This is a genomic window from Nonomuraea sp. NPDC049655, assembly GCF_044465465.1.
In the GTDB taxonomy this organism is placed as follows: domain Bacteria; phylum Actinomycetota; class Actinomycetes; order Streptosporangiales; family Streptosporangiaceae; genus Nonomuraea.
This window is the reverse complement of the sequence record NZ_JBITLS010000021.1, coordinates 116110-137459: the sequence shown is the minus strand read 5'-3', so window position 1 is coordinate 137459 and position 21350 is coordinate 116110. Positions and strand designations below refer to the sequence as shown.

18 protein-coding genes are annotated in these 21350 nt (G+C 74.7%); 16 read left to right on the top strand and 2 right to left on the bottom strand.

Going from position 1 to position 21350, the window contains the following annotated elements; all coding sequences use genetic code 11:
* The first annotated feature begins 1 nt into the window (after window position 1).
* Both ACIBQ6_RS47150 and ACIBQ6_RS47145 read left to right on the top strand, forming a co-directional pair.
* Window positions 2–979: an amidohydrolase family protein gene (locus ACIBQ6_RS47150; protein WP_358299626.1), complete on the top strand. Its 978-nt coding sequence runs from the start codon at window positions 2–4 to the stop codon at window positions 977–979.
* Window positions 976–2214 carry a carboxylesterase family protein gene (locus ACIBQ6_RS47145; RefSeq protein ID WP_397219168.1) on the top strand — a complete coding sequence of 413 codons (1239 nt, stop codon included), beginning with the start codon at window positions 976–978 and terminating at the stop codon, window positions 2212–2214. The genes ACIBQ6_RS47150 and ACIBQ6_RS47145 overlap by 4 nt, the downstream gene beginning before the upstream one ends.
* On the opposite strand, the gene ACIBQ6_RS47140 is transcribed toward ACIBQ6_RS47145, so the two are convergent.
* The gene (locus ACIBQ6_RS47140; protein WP_358299288.1) at window positions 2192–2641 is read right to left on the bottom strand and encodes an Lrp/AsnC family transcriptional regulator; all 450 of its coding nucleotides are present in this window, start codon (window positions 2639–2641) and stop codon (window positions 2192–2194) included. The two genes, ACIBQ6_RS47145 and ACIBQ6_RS47140, sit on opposite strands and share 23 nt — an antisense overlap.
* A 139-nt stretch (window positions 2642–2780) precedes the next feature.
* Between ACIBQ6_RS47140 and ACIBQ6_RS47135 the strand changes: the two genes are divergently transcribed.
* From ACIBQ6_RS47135 to ACIBQ6_RS47120, 4 genes are read left to right on the top strand one after another with little or no spacing between them, the layout of a single operon-like run.
* Window positions 2781–3668 carry a tryptophan 2,3-dioxygenase family protein gene (locus ACIBQ6_RS47135; RefSeq protein ID WP_358299291.1) on the top strand — a complete coding sequence of 296 codons (888 nt, stop codon included), beginning with the start codon at window positions 2781–2783 and terminating at the stop codon, window positions 3666–3668.
* A gap of 14 nt (window positions 3669–3682) precedes the next feature.
* Complete coding sequence (gene kynU, locus ACIBQ6_RS47130) at window positions 3683–4948, top strand: kynureninase (protein WP_358299294.1); 1266 nt, start codon at window positions 3683–3685, stop codon at window positions 4946–4948.
* Window positions 4945–6279, top strand: coding sequence for an NAD(P)/FAD-dependent oxidoreductase (locus ACIBQ6_RS47125; RefSeq protein ID WP_358299297.1), 1335 nt, complete (start codon window positions 4945–4947; stop codon window positions 6277–6279). Before kynU ends, ACIBQ6_RS47125 begins: the two co-directional genes overlap by 4 nt.
* Before the next feature lie 2 nt (window positions 6280–6281).
* Window positions 6282–6968 carry an alpha/beta hydrolase family protein gene (locus ACIBQ6_RS47120; protein WP_397219167.1) on the top strand — a complete coding sequence of 229 codons (687 nt, stop codon included), beginning with the start codon at window positions 6282–6284 and terminating at the stop codon, window positions 6966–6968.
* On the opposite strand, the gene ACIBQ6_RS47115 is transcribed toward ACIBQ6_RS47120, so the two are convergent.
* Window positions 6934–8265 (bottom strand): M14 family zinc carboxypeptidase, encoded by a 1332-nt coding sequence (locus tag ACIBQ6_RS47115; protein ID WP_358299303.1) that lies wholly within the window; start codon window positions 8263–8265, stop codon window positions 6934–6936. The genes ACIBQ6_RS47120 and ACIBQ6_RS47115 overlap by 35 nt on opposite strands.
* A gap of 69 nt (window positions 8266–8334) precedes the next feature.
* Between ACIBQ6_RS47115 and ACIBQ6_RS47110 the strand changes: the two genes are divergently transcribed.
* From ACIBQ6_RS47110 to ACIBQ6_RS47065, 10 genes are all read left to right on the top strand, one after another.
* Window positions 8335–8946: a TetR/AcrR family transcriptional regulator gene (locus ACIBQ6_RS47110; protein WP_397219166.1), complete on the top strand. Its 612-nt coding sequence runs from the start codon at window positions 8335–8337 to the stop codon at window positions 8944–8946.
* A 63-nt stretch (window positions 8947–9009) separates the two neighbouring features.
* Complete coding sequence (locus ACIBQ6_RS47105) at window positions 9010–10443, top strand: MFS transporter (RefSeq protein ID WP_397219165.1); 1434 nt, start codon at window positions 9010–9012, stop codon at window positions 10441–10443.
* A gap of 2 nt (window positions 10444–10445) precedes the next feature.
* Window positions 10446–11300 (top strand): M55 family metallopeptidase, encoded by an 855-nt coding sequence (locus ACIBQ6_RS47100; protein ID WP_397219164.1) that lies wholly within the window; start codon window positions 10446–10448, stop codon window positions 11298–11300.
* A 59-nt stretch (window positions 11301–11359) separates the two neighbouring features.
* On the top strand, window positions 11360–12925 hold the full coding sequence (locus tag ACIBQ6_RS47095) for a serine hydrolase domain-containing protein (protein WP_397219163.1): 1566 nt from the start codon (window positions 11360–11362) through the stop codon (window positions 12923–12925).
* A 121-nt stretch (window positions 12926–13046) separates the two neighbouring features.
* Window positions 13047–14606, top strand: coding sequence for an ABC transporter substrate-binding protein (locus ACIBQ6_RS47090; RefSeq protein WP_397219162.1), 1560 nt, complete (start codon window positions 13047–13049; stop codon window positions 14604–14606).
* Window positions 14606–15553 (top strand): ABC transporter permease, encoded by a 948-nt coding sequence (locus tag ACIBQ6_RS47085; RefSeq protein WP_358001330.1) that lies wholly within the window; start codon window positions 14606–14608, stop codon window positions 15551–15553. The genes ACIBQ6_RS47090 and ACIBQ6_RS47085 overlap by 1 nt, the downstream gene beginning before the upstream one ends.
* On the top strand, window positions 15550–16407 hold the full coding sequence (locus ACIBQ6_RS47080; RefSeq protein ID WP_352355187.1) for an ABC transporter permease: 858 nt from the start codon (window positions 15550–15552) through the stop codon (window positions 16405–16407). The genes ACIBQ6_RS47085 and ACIBQ6_RS47080 overlap by 4 nt, the downstream gene beginning before the upstream one ends.
* A complete protein-coding gene (locus ACIBQ6_RS47075; protein WP_397219161.1) occupies window positions 16400–18112 on the top strand; it encodes an oligopeptide/dipeptide ABC transporter ATP-binding protein in 1713 nt (570 codons plus the stop codon). The genes ACIBQ6_RS47080 and ACIBQ6_RS47075 overlap by 8 nt, the downstream gene beginning before the upstream one ends.
* Before the next feature lie 41 nt (window positions 18113–18153).
* Window positions 18154–19704, top strand: coding sequence for an amidohydrolase family protein (locus ACIBQ6_RS47070; protein ID WP_397219160.1), 1551 nt, complete (start codon window positions 18154–18156; stop codon window positions 19702–19704).
* The gene (locus ACIBQ6_RS47065) at window positions 19701–21308 is read left to right on the top strand and encodes a PucR family transcriptional regulator (protein WP_397219159.1); all 1608 of its coding nucleotides are present in this window, start codon (window positions 19701–19703) and stop codon (window positions 21306–21308) included. Before ACIBQ6_RS47070 ends, ACIBQ6_RS47065 begins: the two co-directional genes overlap by 4 nt.
* The last annotated feature ends 42 nt before the right edge of the window (window positions 21309–21350 follow it).

Below are 21350 nucleotides of genomic sequence, written 5' to 3'. Positions count from 1 at the left end.
CATGATCGACGTGCACGCGCACGTCTTCCCGCGGATCTCCCGCGAGGAGGCCAGGACGCTCGCCGGGGCCGGCGAGCCGTGGCTGCGCGACGGCATGATGATGAGCGGCGAGGACGACTACCGCCCGGTCACGCCGGAGCTGTGGGACGCCGGGGCCCGCGTGGCCGCCATGGACCGCACCGGGGTGGCCGTGCAGGCGGTCTCCTCGACCCCGCTGCTGTTCGGCTACGCGGCCGACCCGGCCCGCGCCGCCGAGTGGTGCGCCATGGTCAACGACCGCGTGCTCGACCACTGCGCGCAGGCCCCCGACCGGCTGCTGCCGCTGTGCCAGGTGCCCTTGCAGGACGCCGCGCTGGCCGCGAAGACCGTCACCGAGGCCAAGGCCGCCGGTCACCGCGGCGTGCACATCGGCAACCACGTCGGCCCGCGCAACCTGGACGACCCCGACATCGTCGCCTTCCTCGCGCACTGCGCCGAGCAGGACATGCCGGTGCTCGTCCACCCCTGGGACATGCTCGGCGCCGACCGCATGCGCGGCCACATGATGCCGTGGCTGGTCGGCATGGCGGCCGAGACCCATCTCGGCATCCTGTCGCTGATGTTGTCCGGGGCGTTCGAGCGGCTGCCGGGCTCGCTGCGGCTGTGCTTCTGCCACGGCGGCGGCAGCTTCGCCTACCTGCTGGGCCGGGCCGACAACGCCTGGCACCAGCGCGACATCGTCCGCGAGCACTCGCCCAGGCCGCCGTCGGCCTACACCGACCGCTTCTACGTGGACTCCGCGGTGTTCGACCCGCGCGCCCTGCGGCTGCTGGTCGAGGTGATGGGGGCCGAGCGCGTCATGCTCGGCACCGACTTCCCGTTCCCGCTGGGGGAGCAGGAGCCGGGCGCGGTCGTGCGCGCCTGCGCCGAGCTGGACGAGCAGGGCCGCGCGGCCGTCCTGGGCGGCAACGCCGCCGCCTTCCTGGGGCTCGGAGGATGACGGTCGCCGAGACGCCGCTCGGGGCGTTGCGCGGCGTCCGGGCCGGCGGCGTGAGCACGTTCAAGGGCGTGCGCTACGCCGCGCCCGCCCGCCGCCTGGCCGCGCCGGAGCCCGCGCGCCCCTGGCGGGGCGTCGCGGACGCCCGCACCCCCGGCCCGCCCGCCCCGCAGCGGCCCGGCCGCATGGCCTGGGTGCCGGGCCTGGAGATCGACCCGGCGACGTCGACCGAGGACTGCCTGTTCCTCAACGTCTGGACGCCCTCCGCCGAGGGGCGCCGCCCGGTGCTGGTGTTCCTGCACGGCGGCGCGTTCGTCTTCGGCTCCGGCTCCCAGGCGATGTACGACGGCACCGCGCTCGCCCGTGACCACGGCCTGGTCGTGGTGACCGTGAACTACCGGCTCGGCCTGCCGGGCTTCTGGCACGGCGACGGCGTGCCGGCCAACCTGGCGCTGCGCGACCAGATCGCCGCCCTGGAGTGGGTGCGCGCCAACATCGCGGCCTTCGGCGGCGACCCCGCGAACGTCACCCTGGCCGGGCACTCGGCGGGCGGCACCTGCGTGCTGGCCCTGATGACGTGCGCGCCCGGCCTGTTCGCGCGGGCGGCGGCGATGAGCCCCGTCCCGTACGGGTTCCGCACTCCCGCCGAGGCCGCCGCCTGGACCGCGGCGGCGCGTTCCGTGCTCGGCGGCGACCCGTACGCCGTGCCGCTCGCCGATCTGCTGGCCGCCGAGGAGGCCGCCGTACGCGCCTGCGCCCCGGCCGCGGGGCTGCTGCCCGCCGCGCCCGTCGTGGACGGCGAGCTGCTGGCCGTCCACCCGGTGGAGGCGGTCCGCACGGGCGCCGCCGCGCGCGTCCCGCTGCTGGTGACGACGACGGCCGAGGAGACCCGCCTGTTCACCGCGATCGGCCAGGACGGCCTGGACACCGGCGAGCTCTTCGCCGGGCCCGCCCAGGAGCTGGCCGACGCCCATCACGGCCCCGCCGGGCACCACGTCTGCGGGCACCGCTCGCCGATGAGCCACGCCGGAGTCGCCCTGGGCGCCTGCCATCTGGTGGACGTCCCCCTCTACCTCGGCACCCACGGAACCCCGCTGACCGGCACGGGCCCCCAGGTGGACGCCCTGTCCCACTCGATGAGCACCACCTTCGCCCGCTTCTGCCACGACGGCACGGGCCCGTGGATCATCGGGGCCGGCCGCGAGGCGGACGGCCTCACGGGCCGTCGGGGGTGGTGAGGGGGTGGCCGGGGAGCGGGGTGGACAGGATCATGGTGCTGGAGGGCGGGCCGTAGACCGCCAGGCGGTCGATCAGGTCCTCGAAGGCGACCATGGAGACCGCCACGATCCGCAGGATGCTGCACACGTCGCCGGTGACCCGGTGGATCTCGCGGACCTCCGGCCAGCCGGCCACCTCGGGGTCGCGCAGCACGCAGCGGGTGCCGTAGCAGGACATGCGGATGAAGGCCGAGACCGGCCAGCCGGCCCGCACCGGGTCCACCGTCGCGTGGTAGCCGGTGATCACGCCCGACTCCTCCAGCTTTCGTACGCGGTCGGCCACCGAGGGCGCGGACAGGTGGACCCGGCGGGACAGCTCCTTGAGGGAGAGCCGGGCGTTGTCCTGGAGTTCGCGCAGCAACTCCCAGTCGGTCTCGTCCACGATCATGCCTTCCGTTCGTAAGCCCCAAATCACGATTTATACCGAAACATAAGCCTATATGGCGATATAGCCTTCCATATGGCATTCCTTCTCCATCATCCCGACGCCATCATGGGGACAGCAAGGCTAAGAGAAGGGCAAGCGCGTGGACGCGACGCGACAGTTAGCAGCAGTGCGGCCGACCACGGCGGAGGAACGCGCCGCAAGAGCCAGGGCGACGGGCGGAGCTCCCACCCTGGACTTCCAGACCCGCACCCCCTACGACGCCTACGTCCGCACCGACGTGCTGCACGACCTGCAGCACCCGATGAGCGACGACGCGGGCGAGATGTCGTTCCTGATGATCACTCAGGTGATGGAGCTGTACTTCAAGCTCATCGCCTTCGAGCTGCGCAACGCGCAGGAGCGGCTGCGGGCCGATGACGTGTGGGCCGCGCTGGACCCGCTCCGCCGTACCGTGCTGCACCTGGAGGGCCTGAACGCGAGCTGGCGCGGCCTGCGCTGGATGACCCCCGCCGACTTCAACCGCTTCCGGGACGAGCTCGGCGAGGCCAGCGGCCTGCAGTCGGCGATGTACCGGCACGTGGAGTTCCTGCTGGGGCTGAAGAACCCGGCCCTGCTGCGCCCGTTCAGACGCCAGGACCGCACCCACCGCGACCTGCTCACCACCCTGGAGTCGCCGAGCCTGTGGGACGACGCCATCGCCCTGCTGGCCCGGCTCGGCCACGACCTCCCCCGCGAGCTGCTGGAGCGCGACTTCGCCGTCGAGCACGAGCCGCACCCGGCCGTCGAGCGGGCCTGGGTCGAGGTGTACCGCGACACCGGCCCCGGCAACGCGCTGCGGCTGCTCGGCGAGGCGCTGACCGACGTGGCCGAGCAGTTCGGCGACTGGCGCTACCAGCACGTGACGGCGGTCCGCCGGTCGATGGGCGCCAAGCCCGGCAGCGGCGGCTCCAACGGCCTGGCCTGGCTGGAGCGCAGCATGGCGCGGGTGGTCTTCCCCGAGCTGTGGTCCGCCCGGACCCACATGTGAAGGACGGACGACACGTGATCGACGACTGGAAGCCCGCCGAGCAGGACGCCCTGCGCCGCGACCGCGACGACCCGGGCCACCGCGAGCTCTTCCTCATCCCGCCCGCCGACGGCGGCGGCCACCCCGAGTGCGCCTACTTCGCCGGCAACTCCCTGGGCCTGCAGCCCCGGGCGACCGCGGCGGAGCTGGCCGAGGACCTGGAGGCCTGGGCCCGGCTCGGCGTGGAGGGACATCTGGAGGGGGCCCGCCCGTGGCTGCCCTACCACGAGCGGCTCACCGGCCCGGCCGCCCGGCTGGTCGGCGCGCTGCCCGAGGAGACCGTGGTGATGAACTCGCTGACGGTCAACCTGCACCTGCTGATGGTCTCGTTCTACCGGCCGCGCGGCACGCGGACCCGGATCCTCATCGAGGACACCGCGTTCCCCTCCGACAGCTACGCCGTGCGCAGCCAGGCCCGCCTGCACGGCCTCGACCCGGACGAGACGGTGGTCCGGCTGCGCGACGGCCGGGAGGTGCTGGACTTCCTGGACCGCGAGGGCGACACGGTCGCGCTGGTCCTGCTGGGCGGCGTCAACTACCTGACCGGCGAGCTCATGGACATCCCGGCGATCACCGCGGCCGGCCGGGCGAGCGGCGCGGCCGTCGGCTGGGACCTGGCGCACGCCGCCGGGAACGTGCCGCTGGAGCTGCACGCGTGGGGGCCGGACTTCGCCGCCTGGTGCTCCTACAAGTACCTCAACTCCGGGCCCGGCGCCCTCGGCGGCGTGTTCGTCCACCAGCGGCACCTGGGCGACCCGGCGCTGCAGCGGCTGGAGGGCTGGTGGAGCACCGAGCAGGCGACCCGGTTCGAGATGGCGCCGGTCTCCCGGCCGCCGGCCAGCGCCGACGCCTGGCAGGTCTCCAACCCGCCGATCTACGCGATGGGCCCGGTGCGCACCTCGCTCGGCGTCTTCGACCGGATCGGGATGACCGCCCTGCGGGCCCGCAGCGTACGGCTCACCGCCTACCTGGAGAGCCTGCTCGACCGGGTCACCCCCACCAGGCCGCTCACGGTGGTCACGCCGCGCGACCCCGCCCGCCGGGGCTGCCAGCTCTCCCTGCGCGTCGAGCGCGGCGGCGCGGCCGAGCTGACCCGGCGGCTGCGTCACGAGCACGGGGTGATCGCCGACGCCCGCGAGCCGGACGTCGTCCGCCTGGCGCCGACGCCCCTGTACTCGACCTACCACGACTGCTGGCGCGCCGCCGTCGCGCTGGCCGAGTGCGTCGAGGAGGACCGATGAACGTCACCGTGGTCGGCGCGGGCCTGACCGGCTGCCTGCTCGCCTGCTACCTGGCCCGGCGGGGCCTCGACGTGACCGTCTACGAACGGCGGCCCGACCCGCGCGCCGGGCTCGCCGAGCGCGGCCGGTCGATCAACCTGGCCATCTCCGAACGCGGGCTGGCCGCGCTGCGCCGGATCGGCCTGGAGGAGCAGGTCATGGCCGGCGCGCTGCCCATGCGCGGCCGGATGATCCACCCCGTGGACGGGCCGCTGAACTTCCAGCCGTACAGCCACGACGGGGTGCGCTCGATCAACTCCATCAGCCGCGGCGCGCTCAACAACACGCTGCTGGACGCCGCGGAGTCCGCGCCCGGCGTGAAGATCTTCTTCGGGCACCGGCTGACCGGCCTGGACCCGGCGACCGGCGCGATGGAGTTCGACACCGAGGCCGGCCCGGTGCGCGCGGCGGCCGGCGTGGTGCTCGGCGCCGACGGTGCCGGCTCGGCCGTACGGGCCGAGCTGGTGGCCCACCGGGGCATCCGGGAGAGCCTGGACTTCCTCGGCCACGGCTACAAGGAGCTGACGATCCCGCCCGTGGCCGGCGAGTTCGCCTTCGACCCCGGCGCCCTGCACATCTGGCCGCGCGGCACCTCGATGATGATCGCGCTGCCCAACCCCGACCGCTCCTTCACCTGCACGATGTTCTGGCCGACCGAGGGCACGTCGAGCTTCGCCTCGCTGAGCGGCCCGGCCGCGATCGAACGGCACTTCCGCACCCACTACCCGGACGTGCCCCCCCTCGCGCCCGGTCTGGTAGGGGAGTACATGGAGAACCCGGTCGGCCGGCTCGGCACCGTCCGCTGCGCGCCATGGCAGGCGGACGGCCGGGTCGGCCTGATCGGCGACGCCGCGCACGCCATCGTGCCCTTCTACGGCCAGGGCGCCAACTGCGGCTTCGAGGACGTGACCGTGCTCGACCGGTGCCTGACGGAGACCGGCGGCGACTGGGCCCGCGCGCTGCCGCTGTTCGAGGCGCGGCGCAGGGACGACACCGACGCGATCGCCGAGATGGCGCTGGACAACTTCGTCGAGATGCGCGACAAGGTCGCCTCCCCGGTGCACCGGCTGACCAAGAGCGTCGAGCACCGCCTCGAACGCGCGCTGCCCGGCCGCTACGTGTCGCGGTACGAGCTGGTGTCGTTCTCCACGGTGCCGTACGCGCAGGTCAGGCGGCGGGTCCGGCGGCAGCACCTGCTGCTGGCCGGGGCCGCCGGGGCCGGGGCCGCGCTGCTGGCGGCGGGCGCGGCCGGGCTCGCCCGGCTCGGCTCGCGACGGTCCGGCGGGAGGTGAGGGTGGAGAACCGTGCCGTCCTGACCCGCCCGGCGCCCGGCCCGCTCCGGACCCTGCGGTACGGGGCCGACGCCGACCAGGTGATCGACCTGTGGCCGGGCGAGGGACCCGTGGTGGCGCTGGTGCACGGCGGGTTCTGGCGCCCGGAGTACGACCGGACGCACCTGCGGCCCATGGCCAACGCGCTGCACCGGGCGGGGTTCGGCGTGGCCGCCGTCGAGTACCGCCGCAGGCCGGGAGATCCGGCGGCGGCGGTCGCGGACCTGCGGGCCGCGGTCGGCCTGCTGCGTCCCTCGGTGGTCGTCGGCCACTCGGCCGGCGGTCATCTCGCCATGTGCGCCGCGCCGGACGGCACCGCCGTCCTCGCCCTGGCACCGGTCGCCGACCTGCGGCTGGCCGCGCGGCTGGACCTCGACGACGGCGCGGTGGCCGACTTCCTCGGCGGCCCGCCGGACGACCATCCCGGCCTGGACCCGGTACGCCTGCCGGACCGGACGGGCCCGCTGGTGATCGTGCACGGCACGGCGGACGAGCGGGTCCCCGTCCAGGTCTCGGAGTCGTACCTGGCGGCCCACCCGGGGACGTCGCTGGTGCGCGTCCCGGGGGCGGGCCACTTCGTGCTCATCGACCCGGAGAGCCGTACCTGGCCGCTGGTCAGGCGTGAGCTGACCGCCCTCCTGCCCGCCTGACGGCGTCCGCCGCGAGCAGCGCCGCGCCGAGCTGCACCGCGACCAGCGAGCGCAGCGGGATCGGCGTGCTCCGCGCGTCGGCCTCGGCCTCGGCGAACCACTCGTCGAAGCGCGCGCCGAGCCGGGCGCGCTCGGCCCGGACGGCGGGCGTCGCGTTGCCCGCGGCCAGCTCGGCGTCCAGCATGCGCAGGCAGGTGCCGCAGTACCGGAGCCGCATGAGGTGCACGAGCTGCCGGCCGCCGACCGCCTCGGCCACCGTGGCCGGGCGGTCGGTGCCGGGCAGGCCCTCCCACTCGCCGATGAAGTCGTCGTGGGTGCCGACGAAGTCCTCCAGCGCCCGGCGGAAGGCGGAGCGCACGGTCAGGTCGCCCTTGACGCGGGCGAGGGAGGCGGCCAGCTCGCCGATCAGGTCGCGCTGCCCGGCCAGGCAGTCGCGGATCGTCTCCTCGTACTTCTGGCCGGTCGGGGTCTGGTCGGAGACGCGGGGATCGGCCCAATAGGGCAGCTCGGTGACCAGGTGCAGGGCGCCGAACCGGTCGGCGTAGTCGACGCTGCCGCCGCCGGTGCCGTACGTCGGGCCGATCTCGGCGCCCCGCGGGGTCAGGTAGGCCGCCGGCGCGATCTGGACAGCGCCGGGCAGCTCCGGCGGGCCCATGTGCAGGGGCAGGCCCTCGGCCGTGGCGATGGCGGTCAGGCGGGCGGCGAGCGCGGGGTCGTTGCGGCTGAGGTAGTAGAAGGCGCCCTGGAGCTCGCCATTGTGCAGGGAGTAGACGAGGGCGGGCCGGACCTCGTCCATCAGCCGCATCAGCGCCTCGGTCTCCGGCAGCGTGCGGTCGAAGAAGTAGTCCTCGCCGGTCAGCGGGAAGGTCCATTCGACCTGGTCGGCCTCAGCCGGGCGATAGAAGTGCTCGGCGTAGGCGCGGCGGTCGCTCGGGCGGGCGTACCAGCCCTCGTTGAGCCGGGCGCCGTCGGGGTCGACGCAGGGGATGAGGTGCCAGCGGAAGCCGAAGTCCTCCCGCAGCGCGGCGTCCTCGACGAGCTGCCGCAGCAGCGTGCTGACGGTGAGCGCGCCGATGGGCTCGTTGGGGTGGGGGCCGCCGATGATCACGGCGTCATGGGGGCCCGCGCCGATGGTGGCCACGCGCAGCGGCTCGCCGAGGCGGGAGGTGCCGATGCGGCGCAGGCGCACCAGGTCGGGGTGGGCGGCGGCGAGGTCGTCGAGCTCGGCGTGCATCTGGTCCACCGTCGGGAACGCGGTGAAGTCGGGCACGCGGCTCATGTGGGGGGCGACGTCCATTTTCGGGCCTCCTGATAATCTGGATTATTCTAGTAAATCAGATTATCTTTACGGCATGCAGGAGATGTCATGCGGCTGACCAGAGCGGAAAGCAAGGCCGCCAACAAGCGCGCGCTGATCGAGGCCGCCCGCGAGATCGTCGGCAGGGACGGCTCGAAGGCCAAGCTGGAGGACATCACCGAGCTGGCCGGCCTGACCACGGGGGCGGTCTACTCGCTGTTCGGCGGCAAGAACGGGCTGATGGCCGCCATGGTCGACGACTACGTCGGCCCGCTCGACCTGCGCACGCCCGAGACCGGCGGGTTCGGCGCGCGGCTGGCGGAGGTCGTGGCCGAGATCGCCCGCCGCTACCTGCACATGTCGGCCGACCCCCAGGCGGCCGGCCGGATGTTGTTCGAGACGCGCGTGCTCGACCTCGTGCTCAACGACCCCGACCTGCGCCGCAGGCTCAACACCTCGATCAGGTCGACCGAGGTCGAGCTCGCCGCGCTGCTCACCGGCCGCGAGAACGGCGGGGCCGCCGTCACCGCGCAACAGGCGCTGCGCCTGGCCCGCGCCCTGAAGGCCCTGCTGTCCGGGCTCGGCCAGAGCGTCGTGCTCGGCGCCCACGAGGCCGACGAGGAGTTCTTCGTCGAGACCGCCCTGGCGCTGATCACGCCGACGGTGCTCGGACCGGCCTAGATCACGGCCGGGGTTCGGGGGGACCACACGGCCGCACGTCACCCCACCCCGAAAGGCAGAACCATGTCCAGATCCGGCTTCGGCGTCATCGGCGCGCCGGTGTTGTACATCGGCGTCCTCCAGACCATGGAGATGACGCTCTCGCCCGCGCTCCCGCTCGTCCAGCAGGACCTGGGGGCCTCGCCCGGCGCGCTCGCGTGGATCTTCACCGGCTCGCTGATCAGCTCGGCGATCAGCACCCCCATCGTCGGCCGCCTGGCCGACATGTACGACAAGCGGCGCGTGCTGCTCGCGCTGATGGCGATCAGCGGCGCCGGGGTCCTGCTCTCCGCCCTGGCGCCGAACATCACCCTGCTGATCACCGGCATGGCGATCGAGGGCATCTGGCTGGGCGTGCTGCCCCTGACCGTCGGGCTGTTCCGCGACACCCTCACCCCCGAGCGCGCCGCCACCGGCAACGGCCTGGTCGTCGGCGTCGCCGCGCTGGCCAGCGCACTCGGCCTCATCCTGGCCGGGCCCATCACCTCGGCCCTCGGCTACCGGTCGCTGTTCCTGCTGGCCGTGGCAGGCGTGGCGGCGGCCGCCCTGCTCGCCTGGTTCACTGTGCCGTCCACCCCGCGCGCGGCCGGCGGTCGCGTCGACTGGGCGGGCGGGCTGCTGCTCGGCGGCGGCGTGGCCCTGGTCATGCTGGGCCTGACCGCCGTCTCCAGCTGGGGCTGGACGTCCCCGGCCACGCTCGCCCTGTTCGCCGCCGCCGTGCTGACGCTGGGCCCGTGGGTGGTCGTCGAGCTGCGCGTCGCCGACCCGCTCGTGGACCTGCGGCTGCTGGCCGGACGCACCCCGGCCGGGGTGACCGCCATGGGGGTGCTGCTCGGCTTCGCCTCCTTCGGCCTCGTCGTCGCCCTGCCGATGATGCTGGCCGCGCCCGCCGGCACCGGGTACGGCCAGGGCGCCGACACCCTGTGGATCGGCATCTACATGTTCCCCATGGGCGTCGCGGGCACCGTGATCGCGCCGCTGGTCGGGCCGATGACCAGGCTGCTCGGCCGGCGCGCGGTGCTGGTGCTGGGCAGCGTGCTCGTCTGCGCCGGGACCGGCGGGCTGGCCCTGTGGCACTCCGCACCCTGGCAGGTCATGGCCGCGGTGACGGTCATCGGGCTGGGCGCCTCCATCGGCCTCACCGCCGGGCTCAACGCCGTGGCCGCCGACGTGCCGGGCGAGCGCGCGGCCGGGGTCAGCGGCGTGGTCTTCGTCGCCAAGAGCATCGGCGGCACGTTCGGGGCCCAGCTCGGCGCCATGGTGCTGGCCTCCGGCGCCGTCGCGGGGGCGCCCACCGAGCAGAGCTTCGTCGACACGTACCTGCTGTCGGCGGCGCTGGGCCTGCTGGCGGTCGCCGCCGCCTTCGTGATCCCGGCCACTGTGCGGAAGACGCAAGCGGGGCAGGCGGTTTCTGCCCTGGCGACGAAGCCGTCCGTCCGCCCCGGTGAAAGCCTGTGACGATGACGAACGTCTACATCTCCATCGACATGGAAGGCGTGGCGGGCATCGCCACCATGGACCAGGTCTCCCGCGCCGGCCACGGCTACCCGCGGGCCCAGCGCCTGATGACCGCCGAGGCCAACGCCGCCATCGAGGGCGCCTTCACGGCCGGGGCCGCCAGCGTCCTGGTCAACGACAGCCACGGCACCATGGACAACCTGCTGCACGAGGAGCTCGACCCGCGCGCCCGGCTGATCTTCGGCACGCCCAAGCTCGACTGCATGGCCGAGGGCGTCTCGGCCGAGCACGACGTGGCCATGTTCCTCGGCTACCACGCCGCCGCCGGCTCGCCGGGCGTGCTCGCCCACACCTACTCCTCGCACTTCTACGAGGTGCGGCTCAACGGCGCCATCGTCTCCGAGGCCGAGGTCAACGCCCTGCAGGCGGCCGCCGTCGGCGTGCCGGTGGGGCTGCTCACCGGCGACGACGTCATCTGCGACGTCGCCGGCAAGGCGTTCCCCGGGGTGCGCACGGTCGCCGTCAAGATCGCTCACGGGCACACCGCGGCCGACAGCCTCTCGCCGTCCGAGGCGCGGCGGCTGATCAAGGAGGCGGCGGCGGAGACCGTGCGCTCGGCCGGGGAGCTGCGGCCGGTCGACCTGCCCGGCGTGCTGGAGCTGGAGATCGACATGCCCACCACGCCCGCCGCCGAGCTGGGCGCGCTGGTGCCGGGTGTGCGCCGGATCGCCGACAAGACGCTCGCGGCCACCTTCACCACCCCGAGGGAGGTGCTCGGATGCGTGACGACCTGCTACCACCTGGCGGCGGACGCCATGATCGCCAGGATGGCCCTGTACGGCAGACCAACCAGGTAGCCCCCAGGTTTGCCGCTCCGGACAAGCGTTTCGAACCCGGACATCCAGATACTTGAACGATGGATTTTGAGCAGGTAGAACGCGCGCTCGACGCCCTTCCCGGCCTCCGCTCCGGCGGGCCGGGTCTGGCCGTCGGGGTCTACGCCGACGGCAAGGTGCTGCACACCGCGGCGAGGGGCGTGGCCACCGTCGAGTTCGGCGTCCCGATCGACTCCCGTACCCGCTTCGACATCGCCTCCATCAGCAAGCAGTTCACCGCCGCGTGCCTGCTGCTGCTGGCCCGCGACGGCAGGCTGAGCCTGTCGGACGACGTCCGCGAGCACGTCCCCGAGCTGCGGCTCGGCGTGCCCGTCACGCTCGACCAGTGCCTGCGGCACACCGGCGGCCTGCCGGAGTGGTACGGCCTGCAGGCCGTCACCGGCGTCCCGTTCACCCTGATGGACGAGGAACGGCTGATGAAGATCGTGGCGGGCATGCGCCGGACCACGTTCGAGCCCGGCACCCGTTTCTCCTACTCCAACACCGGCTACGTCCTGGCCGCCGTCGTGATCCGGCGGCTCACCGGCCGGTCGCTGGCCGACTTCGCCCGCGAACGGCTCTTCGAGCCGCTCGGCATGGACGACACCGTCTTCCGCGACGACGCCTCCGTCCCGCTGCCGCGGATGGCCTACGGCTACGACGGCGCCGGCGCGCGGGCCGACACGCAGGAGAGCGCGGTCGGCGACGGCGGCCTGGTCACCGGCGTCGCCGACCTCGCCCCCTGGTTCGGCTTCCTGGCCGACGGCCGGGTGCTGGGCGCCGACGTGCGCTCCGCGCTGCTGGAGCGGACCACGCTCGCCGACGGCGCCGTCCTGCGGTACGCCCGCGGCATCTGCCACCTGACGGTCGGCGAGCTGGACGCCTACGGCCACGCCGGCGGCATGCACGGCTACGTCGGCAACCTGCTCCACCTGCCGGAGCCCGGCCTCGGCGTGGCCGTCCTGACCAACCACAGCGGCCTGGACCCGGTCGGCCTCAGCCTCCGCCTGGCCCGCGCCCTCACCGGCCAGGAACCGGCCCCCCGTCCGGCCCCCGCCCCCCGGGCCGACGCCGAGGCCGCGCGGCCCGCCCTGCTCGGGCACTGGCACGACCCGGAGACCGACGCCACGCTCACGCTCGAACCCGCCGGCGACGACCAGGACGGCACGATCGCCCTGACCGGCGCCGCCGACCTCGAACTCGCCCTCGACGTCGACGGCCGCTGGTACGCGCAGGTCCCGGCAGGCCGGATCTGGATCGTGCCGGAGGACGGGCGGCTGCTGTTCGGCCACGACGGGTCGATCCGCTGGCCGAGCGTGTACGAGCCGTGCGACCCCCCGGGGGAGGAGCCCGTCCCGCGAGGCGCCTGGCTCAACGACGAGACGGGCGTGCTCGCCGTCGTCGACGAGGGGACGCTGCGCGTCGGCCTGACCTTCCAGGCCCCCGTAGCCCCCGCACCCGCCGGGACCTGGCGCGCGGGCCCGTTCACCCTGCGCCTCGACGGGGACGGCGACCTGCTGCTCAGCGGCTTCGGCCTGCTCGGCCTGCGCTTCACCGCCCAGCCCGAGGGCACCGCGCCCGTCGGCATCCCCCCTGGTCTGGTCTAGGGCCGTGTTGGCCTGCAGCACGAGCCGGGGCGCGCAGAGTTTGGCTGCCGGGTCAGTGAACGAGGGAGGCCGGGCTTCTAGCGTCCGACTATTCCCCCCGCTCACTCCCCGAGGTGGTTCCATGACATCCGCAACCGCACTCGCCAGGCTCGCCACGGGCGCTCTGCTCGTGCTGGTGGCCGGCTGCGCCGGAGCCGCGAGCTCCGGCGCGGCCCCCGACACGCTCCGCTGGGCGACGGGGACGGCCCCCAACAGCCTCGACATCGCCCACGGCTTCAACGACGCCTCCACGACCGTGCAGTTCGCCGTCCTCGACACGATGGTGACCCTCGGCCCGGACGGCAGGGTCATCCCGAGCATCGCCGCCTCCTGGACCCATCCTGACCCGCGCACGTACGTCTTCACCCTGCGCGAGGGCCCGAGGTTCAGCGACGGCACGCCGGTCACCGCCGAGGACGCCGCCTACTCCCTGACCCGCCACCTCGACCCCGCCGTGACCTCCCAGGCCGCCAGCTACGTCACGCAGGTCAAGAAGGTCGAGGCCACCGGCCCGCGCACGGTGAAGGTCACCCTGAGCAAGCCCAGCGCCAGCTTCCTGGCCACCGCCGCGCTGGCCTGGCAGATCGTCCCGAAGAGGCTGGCCGCCGCGCACCCGAAGGACCTCGGCTCGCCCGAGGTCGGCACGCTCGGCTCCGGCCCCTTCAAGGTCACGAAGTTCTCGCTCACCTCCGGGGTGACGCTGGAACGCAACGATCTGTACTGGGGCCCCAAGCCGGAGCTGCGCAAGATCGAGATCAAGGCGATCGGCGACCCCGAGACGCTGCGCCTGGCCGTCTCCTCCGGCGAGGTGGACGGCACCAACGACATCCAGGTCAGCGAGACGCGCAAGTGGAGCAGCCTGCCCGGCGTCACGACCTCCTTCTACCCGGCCAACAACATCACCTACCTGTCACTCGGCGTGCGCGAGGGTCCGCTCAAGGACGTGCACGTCCGCCGCGCCATCGCCCACGCCCTCGACCGGGACGCGCTGGCCACGCTCATGACCAGCGGCCACGGCGGCATCGCCGACCTGATGCTGCCCAAGCCGCAGCTCGCCGCCCTGTACGGCGGCACGCTGCCCAAGCTGCCTGCCTACCCCCACGACGTGAACGCCGCCAAGGCCGAGCTGGCCAAGTCGGCCCACCCCCAGGGCTTCACCCTGGCCGCGCCGTACGACAGCGGCAGCGACGACGTCAAGGCGCTGCAGGCCATCGTCGCCGACCTGGCGGTGATCGGCGTCAAGCTCGACCTCCAGCCGCTGCCCACCGAGCAGTACCGGCAGCGCATGTTCAGCCACCAGGACACCCCGCTGCAGCTCGTCGACCTGCTCTACGGCACCCCCGACCCGGGCGAGGTGCTGCCCGACCTGGTCAGCCGCGCCTCGGCCGGGCCCCAGGGCTTCAACTTCAGCGGCTACGGCTCGCCCGAGATGGACGCCCGGCTCGACGACCTCGGCAAGCGCGAGGGCGCCGACCGCGCCGCCGCCGTCACCGAGGTGCTGGCCGAGATCGCCGACCAGGTGCCGTACGTGCCGCTCTACACCAAGGAGGCCGCCGTCGCGCTGCGCAAGCGGTTCACCGGCCAGTTCGGCACCTGGACCATGAACGTCTTCAGCACCATCCGCCCGGCGGCCGGTGTCTGATGGCCTTCGTCGCCCGCCGCCTGGCCGCCGCGCTGCTCCTGCTCGGCGTGCTGTCTGTGCTCACCTACGCGCTGCTGGCGCTCGCCCCCGGGGATCCGGAGCAGGTCCTGCTCGGGCCGCGGCCCTCCACCGCGGAGTCGCGCGCAGCCGTCCGCGCGCAGTACCACCTCGACGACCCGCTGCCCGTCCGCTACGCCACCTGGCTCGGCGACGCCGTGCGCGGCGACTTCGGCGCGTCCCTCTACAGCCGCGAACCCGTCACCAGCGTCATCGCCGACCGGCTGCCCGTCACCGCCGGGCTGGCCGCCTACGCGATCATCCTCACCCTCGCCGTCGGCCTGCCCGCCGGGCTGGCCGCCGCCATGCGCAGGGGCGGCCCGCTGGACCGGGGCATCACGCTCTCCGCGCTGGTCGGCCTCGCGATCCCGCCGTTCGCGATGAGCATCCTGCTCCTGTACGGCTTCGCCGTCACCCTCGGCTGGTTCCCCGTCTTCGGCGCGGGCGAGACGTTCGCCGAGCGGGTCGCGCACCTGACGCTGCCCGCGATCGCGCTGGCCACCGGGCAGGCGGCGGTCGTCATCAGGCAGATGCGGGCGGCCGCGCTCGACCTGGCCGGGCAGGACTACATGACCTTCGCCCGGGCGCGCGGGGTCGGCCGCGCCCGCTACTGGATCGGGTACGCGCTGCGCAACACCGCGCTGCCCGTCCTCACGGTCGGCGGGCTGCTGCTGGCCGCCAACCTCACCGGCGCGCTGTTCGTCGAACGGGCCTTCGGGCTGCACGGCGTCGGCGAGCTGCTCGTCAGCGCCGTCGGGCAGAAGGACCTGCCCGTCGTCCAGGCGCTCGTCCTGATGGGAGGCGCCGTGGTGGTCGCCGTCAACCTGCTGATCGACCTGGCCTACCTCGCGGTGGACCCGCGGGTGCGGCACGGGGCGGTGGCCGCGTGAGCGTCGTGACCGGGACCGTGCGCCTCGGCGGACGGGCGCGGCGGCTGCGCCGGGCCAGGCCGGGCCCGCTGACGCTGCTGTCGGGCGGGATCCTCGCCCTGATGGCGTTCGCCGCCCTGTTCGGAACGTGGATCGCGCCCTACGACCCGGCCGCGCAGGACCTCGCGCTCGGCGCGACGATGCCGAGCTGGGCCCACTGGGCGGGCACCGACGAGCTGGGCCGGGACGTGTTGTCGCGCTGCCTGGCCGGAGCCCGCTCGGCGCTGCTGTGGCCGCTCGTCGTCGCGCTGGGCACGTGCGCGATGAGCACGTCGCTCGGGCTGCTGGCCGGCTACCGCCGCGGCTGGATCGACGCCGTCATGATGCGGGTGGTCGACCTGCTCATCGCGATGCCGGGGCTGCTCATGCTGATCGTCCTGGTGGGCGTGCTGGGCGGCGGCATCGGGTGGGCGGTGCTGGCGATGGCGGTGCTGTTCACGCCCGGCGACATCCGGGTGGTGCGCAGCCTCACCATGGCCCAGCGCGAGCTCGCCTACGCCGAGGCGGCCCGCACGCTCGGGCTCAGCCGCGGCCGGATCATGTTCAGGCACCTGCTGCCCAACATCGCGCCCACGGTCGTGGCCGGCGCGCTGCTCAGCTTCGTCGCCGCGCTGGTCGCGCTGTCCGGCCTGTCCTTCCTGGGCATCGGGCTGCCCGCCGGCACGCCCGACTGGGGGCTGATGATCGAGGAGAACCGCGGCCTGCTCGACCTCAACCCGTGGGCCGCGGTGGTGCCCGCCGCGCTGGTCACCGTCGCCGCCACCGCCGCCACCCTGCTGGGCGACCAGCTCTTCGAGAGGCTCTCCGATGCTTGAGACACGCGGCCTGCGGGTCGTCGGCGACCGGGTGCTCGTGGACGGCGTGGACCTGACGGTCGCCGCGGGCGAGACCGTCGGGCTGGTCGGCGAGTCCGGCAGCGGCAAGTCCCTGACCGCCCGCGCCCTCGTCGGCCTGCTCCCGCGCGGCCTGCGCGCCGAGGGGTCGGTCGAGGTCGGCGGCGCGCAGCTCGTCGGCGCGTCCGAGCGGCTGCTGCGCGGCGTGCGCGGACGGCGGATCTCGCTGCTCATGCAGGACCCCTTCGCCATGCTCAACCCGCTGCGCACGGCCGGCGCGCACATCGCCGAGACCCTGCCCGGCCGCACGTCCCGGCAGGAGATCGCGCGCAGGCTGGCCGAGGTCGGCATCGACGACCCCGCCGTGGCCGGGCGTTACCCGTTCCAGCTCTCGGGCGGCATGCGGCAGCGCGTCGCCCTGGCCGCCGCGCTGGCCGGCGACCCCGAGCTGCTCGTCGCCGACGAGCCCACCACCGCGCTGGACGCCACCACCCAGCACGAGATCCTGGCGCTGCTGCGCCGGGTGCAGGAGGCGCGCGGCATGGGCGTGCTGCTCATCACCCACGACCTGCGCGTGGCGTTCGCCGTCTGCGACCGGGTCGCGGTGATGTACGCCGGGCGCGTCGTCGAGCAGGGGCCGGGCCCGGAGCTGGCCGCGGAGCCCGCGCACCCGTACACCGCGGGGCTGCTGGCCGCGCTGCCCTCGGCGGAACGCACGCTGGAGCGCCTGGTGGGCATCCCGGGCGCCGTGCCGCGGGCGGACGCGGTGGCCGACGTCTGCGCGTTCGCCACCCGCTGCGACCTGGCCGCCGACGCCTGCACCGCGGCCAGGCCGCCGTTGCGCCCGATCGGCCCCGACCGGCTGACCGCCTGCGTGCACGACACCGCCGGAGCCGCCCGCCCGGCGCTGCGCGAGGCCGCGCTCCCCGCCGCCCCGGCCGCCGGCGAGCCGCTGCTGCACATCGAGGACCTGCGTAAACGGTACGGCGCCCACACCGCGCTCGGCGGCGTCAGCCTGCACGTGAACCCCGGCGAGACCGTCGGCCTGGTGGGCGAGTCGGGCTCGGGGAAGACCACGCTGGCCCGGTCGGTGCTCGGCCTGATCACCCCCGACGGCGGCCGGATCCGGCTCGCCGGCCTCGACGTCACCGACCGCGCCGCCCTGGACCCGCGCGAACGCGCCCGCGTGCACCGGCTCGTCCAGTGCGTCTTCCAGGACCCCTCCACCTCGCTCAACCCCGCCATGACCGTCGGCGCGACGCTGGCCGAGGCGATCGCCAGGGCCGCGCCCGCCGACCGGATCGGCGTGGGCGAGCTGCTGAAGCTGGCCGGCCTGCCCGCCGCGTACGCCGCCCGCCGCCCCAAGGCGCTGTCCGGCGGCGAACGCCAGCGCGTCGCCATCGCCCGGGCCCTGGCCGTCCGGCCCGCGCTGCTGATCTGCGACGAACCGGTCGCCTCCCTGGACGTGTCGGTCCAGGCGCACGTGCTCGAACTGCTGCGCGGCATCGGCCGGGAGCTGGGCACCGGGATGTTGTTCATCACCCACGACCTGGCGGTCGTCCGCCAGGTCGCCGCCAGGACCGTGGTGCTGCTGAAGGGCGCGGTCGTGGAGGAGGGGACGACCTCGGCCGTCCTGGACGCCCCGGCCCACGACTACACCAGGCGCCTGGTGGCGGCCGTCCCCTGACATGACCGACGCATCTCGTACCCGGGAAAGGTAATACCTTCATGCACGACCTCATCCTGCGCGGCGGCACCCTGCACGACGGGTTCGGCTCGCCCGGCCGTACCGCGGACGTGGCCATCGGCGGCGGACGCGTCACCGCGACCGGCCGCGACCTCGGCCGGGCCGCCCGCGTGGTGGACGTGGACGGCATGGTCGTCGCGCCCGGCTTCATCGACCCGCACAGCCATTCCGACACCGTGCCGTTCATGGCCGGGGCGCAGCCGTTCAAGCTGTGGCAGGGCGTCACCACCGAGATCATCGGGAACTGCGGCTTCTCCTGCGGGCCGGCCGACCCCGAGTCGGCCCATTTCACCCCAGGGATCTTCGGCGAGCACGCCTTCACCACCTTCGGCGGCTACCTCGACGCCGTGGAGCGGGAGGGCACGACCAACAACCTGGCCGCGCTCGTCGGCCACAACACGCTGCGCACGGCCGTCTGCGGTATGGACGCCGCGCCGCCGCCCGGCGCGCTGGACCGGATGACCGAGCTGGCCGAGGAGGCGTTCGCCGCGGGCGCGTGCGGGCTGTCCAGCGGCCTGGAGTACGTGCCGGGCGCCTACGCCGGCACCGGCGAGCTGATCGCGCTGGCCCGCGCCGCCCGGCGCTGGAACCTCGTCTACGCCACCCACCTGCGCAGCGAGAGCGAGGGGCTGGCCGACGCGCTGGACGAGGCCGTCGAGGTCGCGGCGGCGGCCGGGGTGCGGCTGCAGGTCTCCCACTGCAAGGCGTCGGGCCGGGCCGTGCACGGGTCGTCGGCCATGCTGCTGGACAAGCTGACGGCCGCCCGGGTCCGGGGCGTGGACGTGCGGGCCGACGTGTACCCGTACCGGGCGTTCTGCACCGGGCTGGTCGCGCTGCTGCCACCCGCCGCGTGCGAAGGCGGCGAGCCGGAGCTGCTCAGGAGGCTGTCCGACCCGGCGGAACGGCGGGCGCTGCGCGCGCTGGCCGAGGATCCCGAGCGCACGACCGGCGTCGGCCTGTGGCGGGAGACGCACCCCGAGGACGTGCGGCTGCTGCGGCACGCCTCCGCCGCCGTCACCGGCCGCTCGCTGGCCGACCTGCTGGACGGCCGCGAGCCCTGGGACGCGCTGTGCGACCTGCTCATGGCCGACCCGCACGCCGACGGCGTCTTCCACACCATGCACGACGACGACGTCACCCGGATCATGCGGCACCCCCTCGTGTCGATCGGCTCCGACGGCGGGCCGCCCGACGGGCCGACCCATCCGCGCACGTACGGCACCTTCCCCACCTTCCTCGGCGCGTACGTGCGCGAACGCGGGCTCGTGCCGATGGCCGAGGCGATCAGGAAGGTCGGCTCGGCCACCGCCGCCCAGTTCGGCCTGGCCGACCGGGGCTGGCTGGGCAGGGGAGCGGTGGCCGACGTGTGCGTGTTCGACCCCGCCGCCATCCGCCACGACGGCACCTACGACGAGCCCGCCACCCGCCCGGCCGGCGTCACCCACGTGCTCCTGGGCGGCCGCATGGTGATCGACGACGGCGAGTTCACCGGCGGCCGGCACGGACGCCTCCTGCGCGGGGGCCGGGCGTGAGCGGCCAGGGCCGGGTGACGCTCGGCGTGCTGCTCGACAGCCTCGGCGCGGAGACGGTGAGCGCGCTGTGCCTGCCGTCCGGCCGCCAGGCGATGGTGGGCGCGCCGGTCATCCACGGCTCCGACGAGCCGCTGGCCGCCTACGCCGGGGCGCTGCTGCTGGCCACCGGCAGGCCGGAGCCGTCCCTGCTGGAGAGCGCGGCCGGGGCGGGCGTGAGCGCGGTCGTCGTCCGGGCCGGGATCGGCGACGCCGCCGCGCTGACCGAGGCGGCCCGCGGCGCGGGCGTGGCGCTGCTGGCCGCCGCCCCCGGCCTGGCCTGGGGCCAGCTCTACGCCCTGGTGGACGCCCTGCTCGCGCTCGTCGCCCCGGCCGCGGACCTGGGCGGCGGCCAGGCGGGCGACCTGTTCGCGCTGGCCAACCAGGTCGCCGCCCGGGTCGGGGGCGCGGTGGCCATCGAGGACCTGGCCATGCGCGTCCTGGCCTACTCCACGATCGGCCAGCCGATCGACGACCTGCGCAGGGAGGGCATCCTCGGCCGGCGCGTGCCCGAGCACCCGACGAACGCCGAGGAGTACGCCGCCGTCCTGCGCTGCGAGGGGGCCGTGTGGAGCCACGAGCCGCGCGAGTACCTGCCCCGGCTGGCCATCGCGGTCCGCGCCAGGGGCGAGGCGCTCGGCACGATCTGGGCCATCCAGGCGGACGAGCCGCTCGCGCCCGACGCCGACGCGGTGCTCGCCGAGGCCGCCAGGACCGCCGCCCCGCACCTGGCCCGCCTCAGCCTGGCCGCCGACGAGGCCCGCCGGACCAGGGACGAGTGGGTGGGCCGGCTGCTGCGCGGCGCAGGCCCCGCCGGGGAGCTGGCCGCCTCCTTGGGCCTGCGCCCGGACGAGCCGGTCAGGGTGGTGGCCGCCGGGGACCCGGCCGGGCGGACCGACGTCTTCGCCGCCACGCACGCCGCCGACCTGCTGCGCACCGCCTACGCCGTCTACCGGATCAGGGCCGCCGTCGGCGCCGTGGACGGCCGGACGTACGCGATCGTGGCGGCCGGCGCCGGGACCGCGCTGCTGCGCCGCGTCACCGCCGAGACCCTCGGCCGGATCACCGACCGGCTCGGCGGGCACTGGCGGGCGGGCGTCGGACGGGTCACGGCCTCGCTCGCGCAGGTCCCCGCCGCCGCCCGGCAGGCCGAGGAGGCCCTGCGCGCGATGGGCGGCCCGTTCGCGGGCGGCGAGGTGGGCCTGCACGAGGAGCTGGCCGCCGCGCTGTTCCTGCTGGACGCGGCCGCCTCGATGCGGTCCGGCCCGGCGCTGACGGGCGAGCCGCTGTCCCTGGTGGCCGAGCACGACGCCGGGCACGGCACCGACTACGTCCGCAGCCTGCGGGCCTGGCTGGCCGCCCACTACGACGTGCCCAGGGCGGCCGAGGCGTTGTCGCTGCACCCCAACACGCTCAGGTACCGGCTGCGCCGCATCGGCGAGCTGATCGCGCTCGACGAGCCCGACGTCCGGCTCGTGCTGGGCCTTCAGCTGCGGCTGGCCGAGATCGGCGCGTCCGGCGCGGGCGGCGGTCAGAGCCCGGCGTCCGGCACAAACGGCGGCGGCTGAAGTTGGGCTTGCGCGCCAACGATCCGGCGGCGGTCCGGCGGA

What these genes read in the sequence shown, in the direction of transcription:
- ACIBQ6_RS47150 (WP_358299626.1), top strand. Translation starts at nt 2, where the DNA reads ATGATCGACGTGCACGCGCACGTCTTCCCGCGGATCTCCCGCGAGGAG.
- ACIBQ6_RS47145 (WP_397219168.1), top strand. Translation starts at nt 976, where the DNA reads ATGACGGTCGCCGAGACGCCGCTCGGGGCGTTGCGCGGCGTCCGGGCC.
- ACIBQ6_RS47140 (WP_358299288.1), bottom strand. Translation starts at nt 2,641, where the DNA reads ATGATCGTGGACGAGACCGACTGGGAGTTGCTGCGCGAACTCCAGGAC.
- ACIBQ6_RS47125 (WP_358299297.1), top strand. Translation starts at nt 4,945, where the DNA reads ATGAACGTCACCGTGGTCGGCGCGGGCCTGACCGGCTGCCTGCTCGCC.
- ACIBQ6_RS47115 (WP_358299303.1), bottom strand. Translation starts at nt 8,265, where the DNA reads ATGGACGTCGCCCCCCACATGAGCCGCGTGCCCGACTTCACCGCGTTC.
- ACIBQ6_RS47110 (WP_397219166.1), top strand. Translation starts at nt 8,335, where the DNA reads ATGCGGCTGACCAGAGCGGAAAGCAAGGCCGCCAACAAGCGCGCGCTG.
- ACIBQ6_RS47105 (WP_397219165.1), top strand. Translation starts at nt 9,010, where the DNA reads ATGTCCAGATCCGGCTTCGGCGTCATCGGCGCGCCGGTGTTGTACATC.
- ACIBQ6_RS47100 (WP_397219164.1), top strand. Translation starts at nt 10,446, where the DNA reads ATGACGAACGTCTACATCTCCATCGACATGGAAGGCGTGGCGGGCATC.
- ACIBQ6_RS47095 (WP_397219163.1), top strand. Translation starts at nt 11,360, where the DNA reads ATGGATTTTGAGCAGGTAGAACGCGCGCTCGACGCCCTTCCCGGCCTC.
- ACIBQ6_RS47090 (WP_397219162.1), top strand. Translation starts at nt 13,047, where the DNA reads ATGACATCCGCAACCGCACTCGCCAGGCTCGCCACGGGCGCTCTGCTC.
- ACIBQ6_RS47085 (WP_358001330.1), top strand. Translation starts at nt 14,606, where the DNA reads ATGGCCTTCGTCGCCCGCCGCCTGGCCGCCGCGCTGCTCCTGCTCGGC.
- ACIBQ6_RS47075 (WP_397219161.1), top strand. Translation starts at nt 16,400, where the DNA reads ATGCTTGAGACACGCGGCCTGCGGGTCGTCGGCGACCGGGTGCTCGTG.
- ACIBQ6_RS47070 (WP_397219160.1), top strand. Translation starts at nt 18,154, where the DNA reads ATGCACGACCTCATCCTGCGCGGCGGCACCCTGCACGACGGGTTCGGC.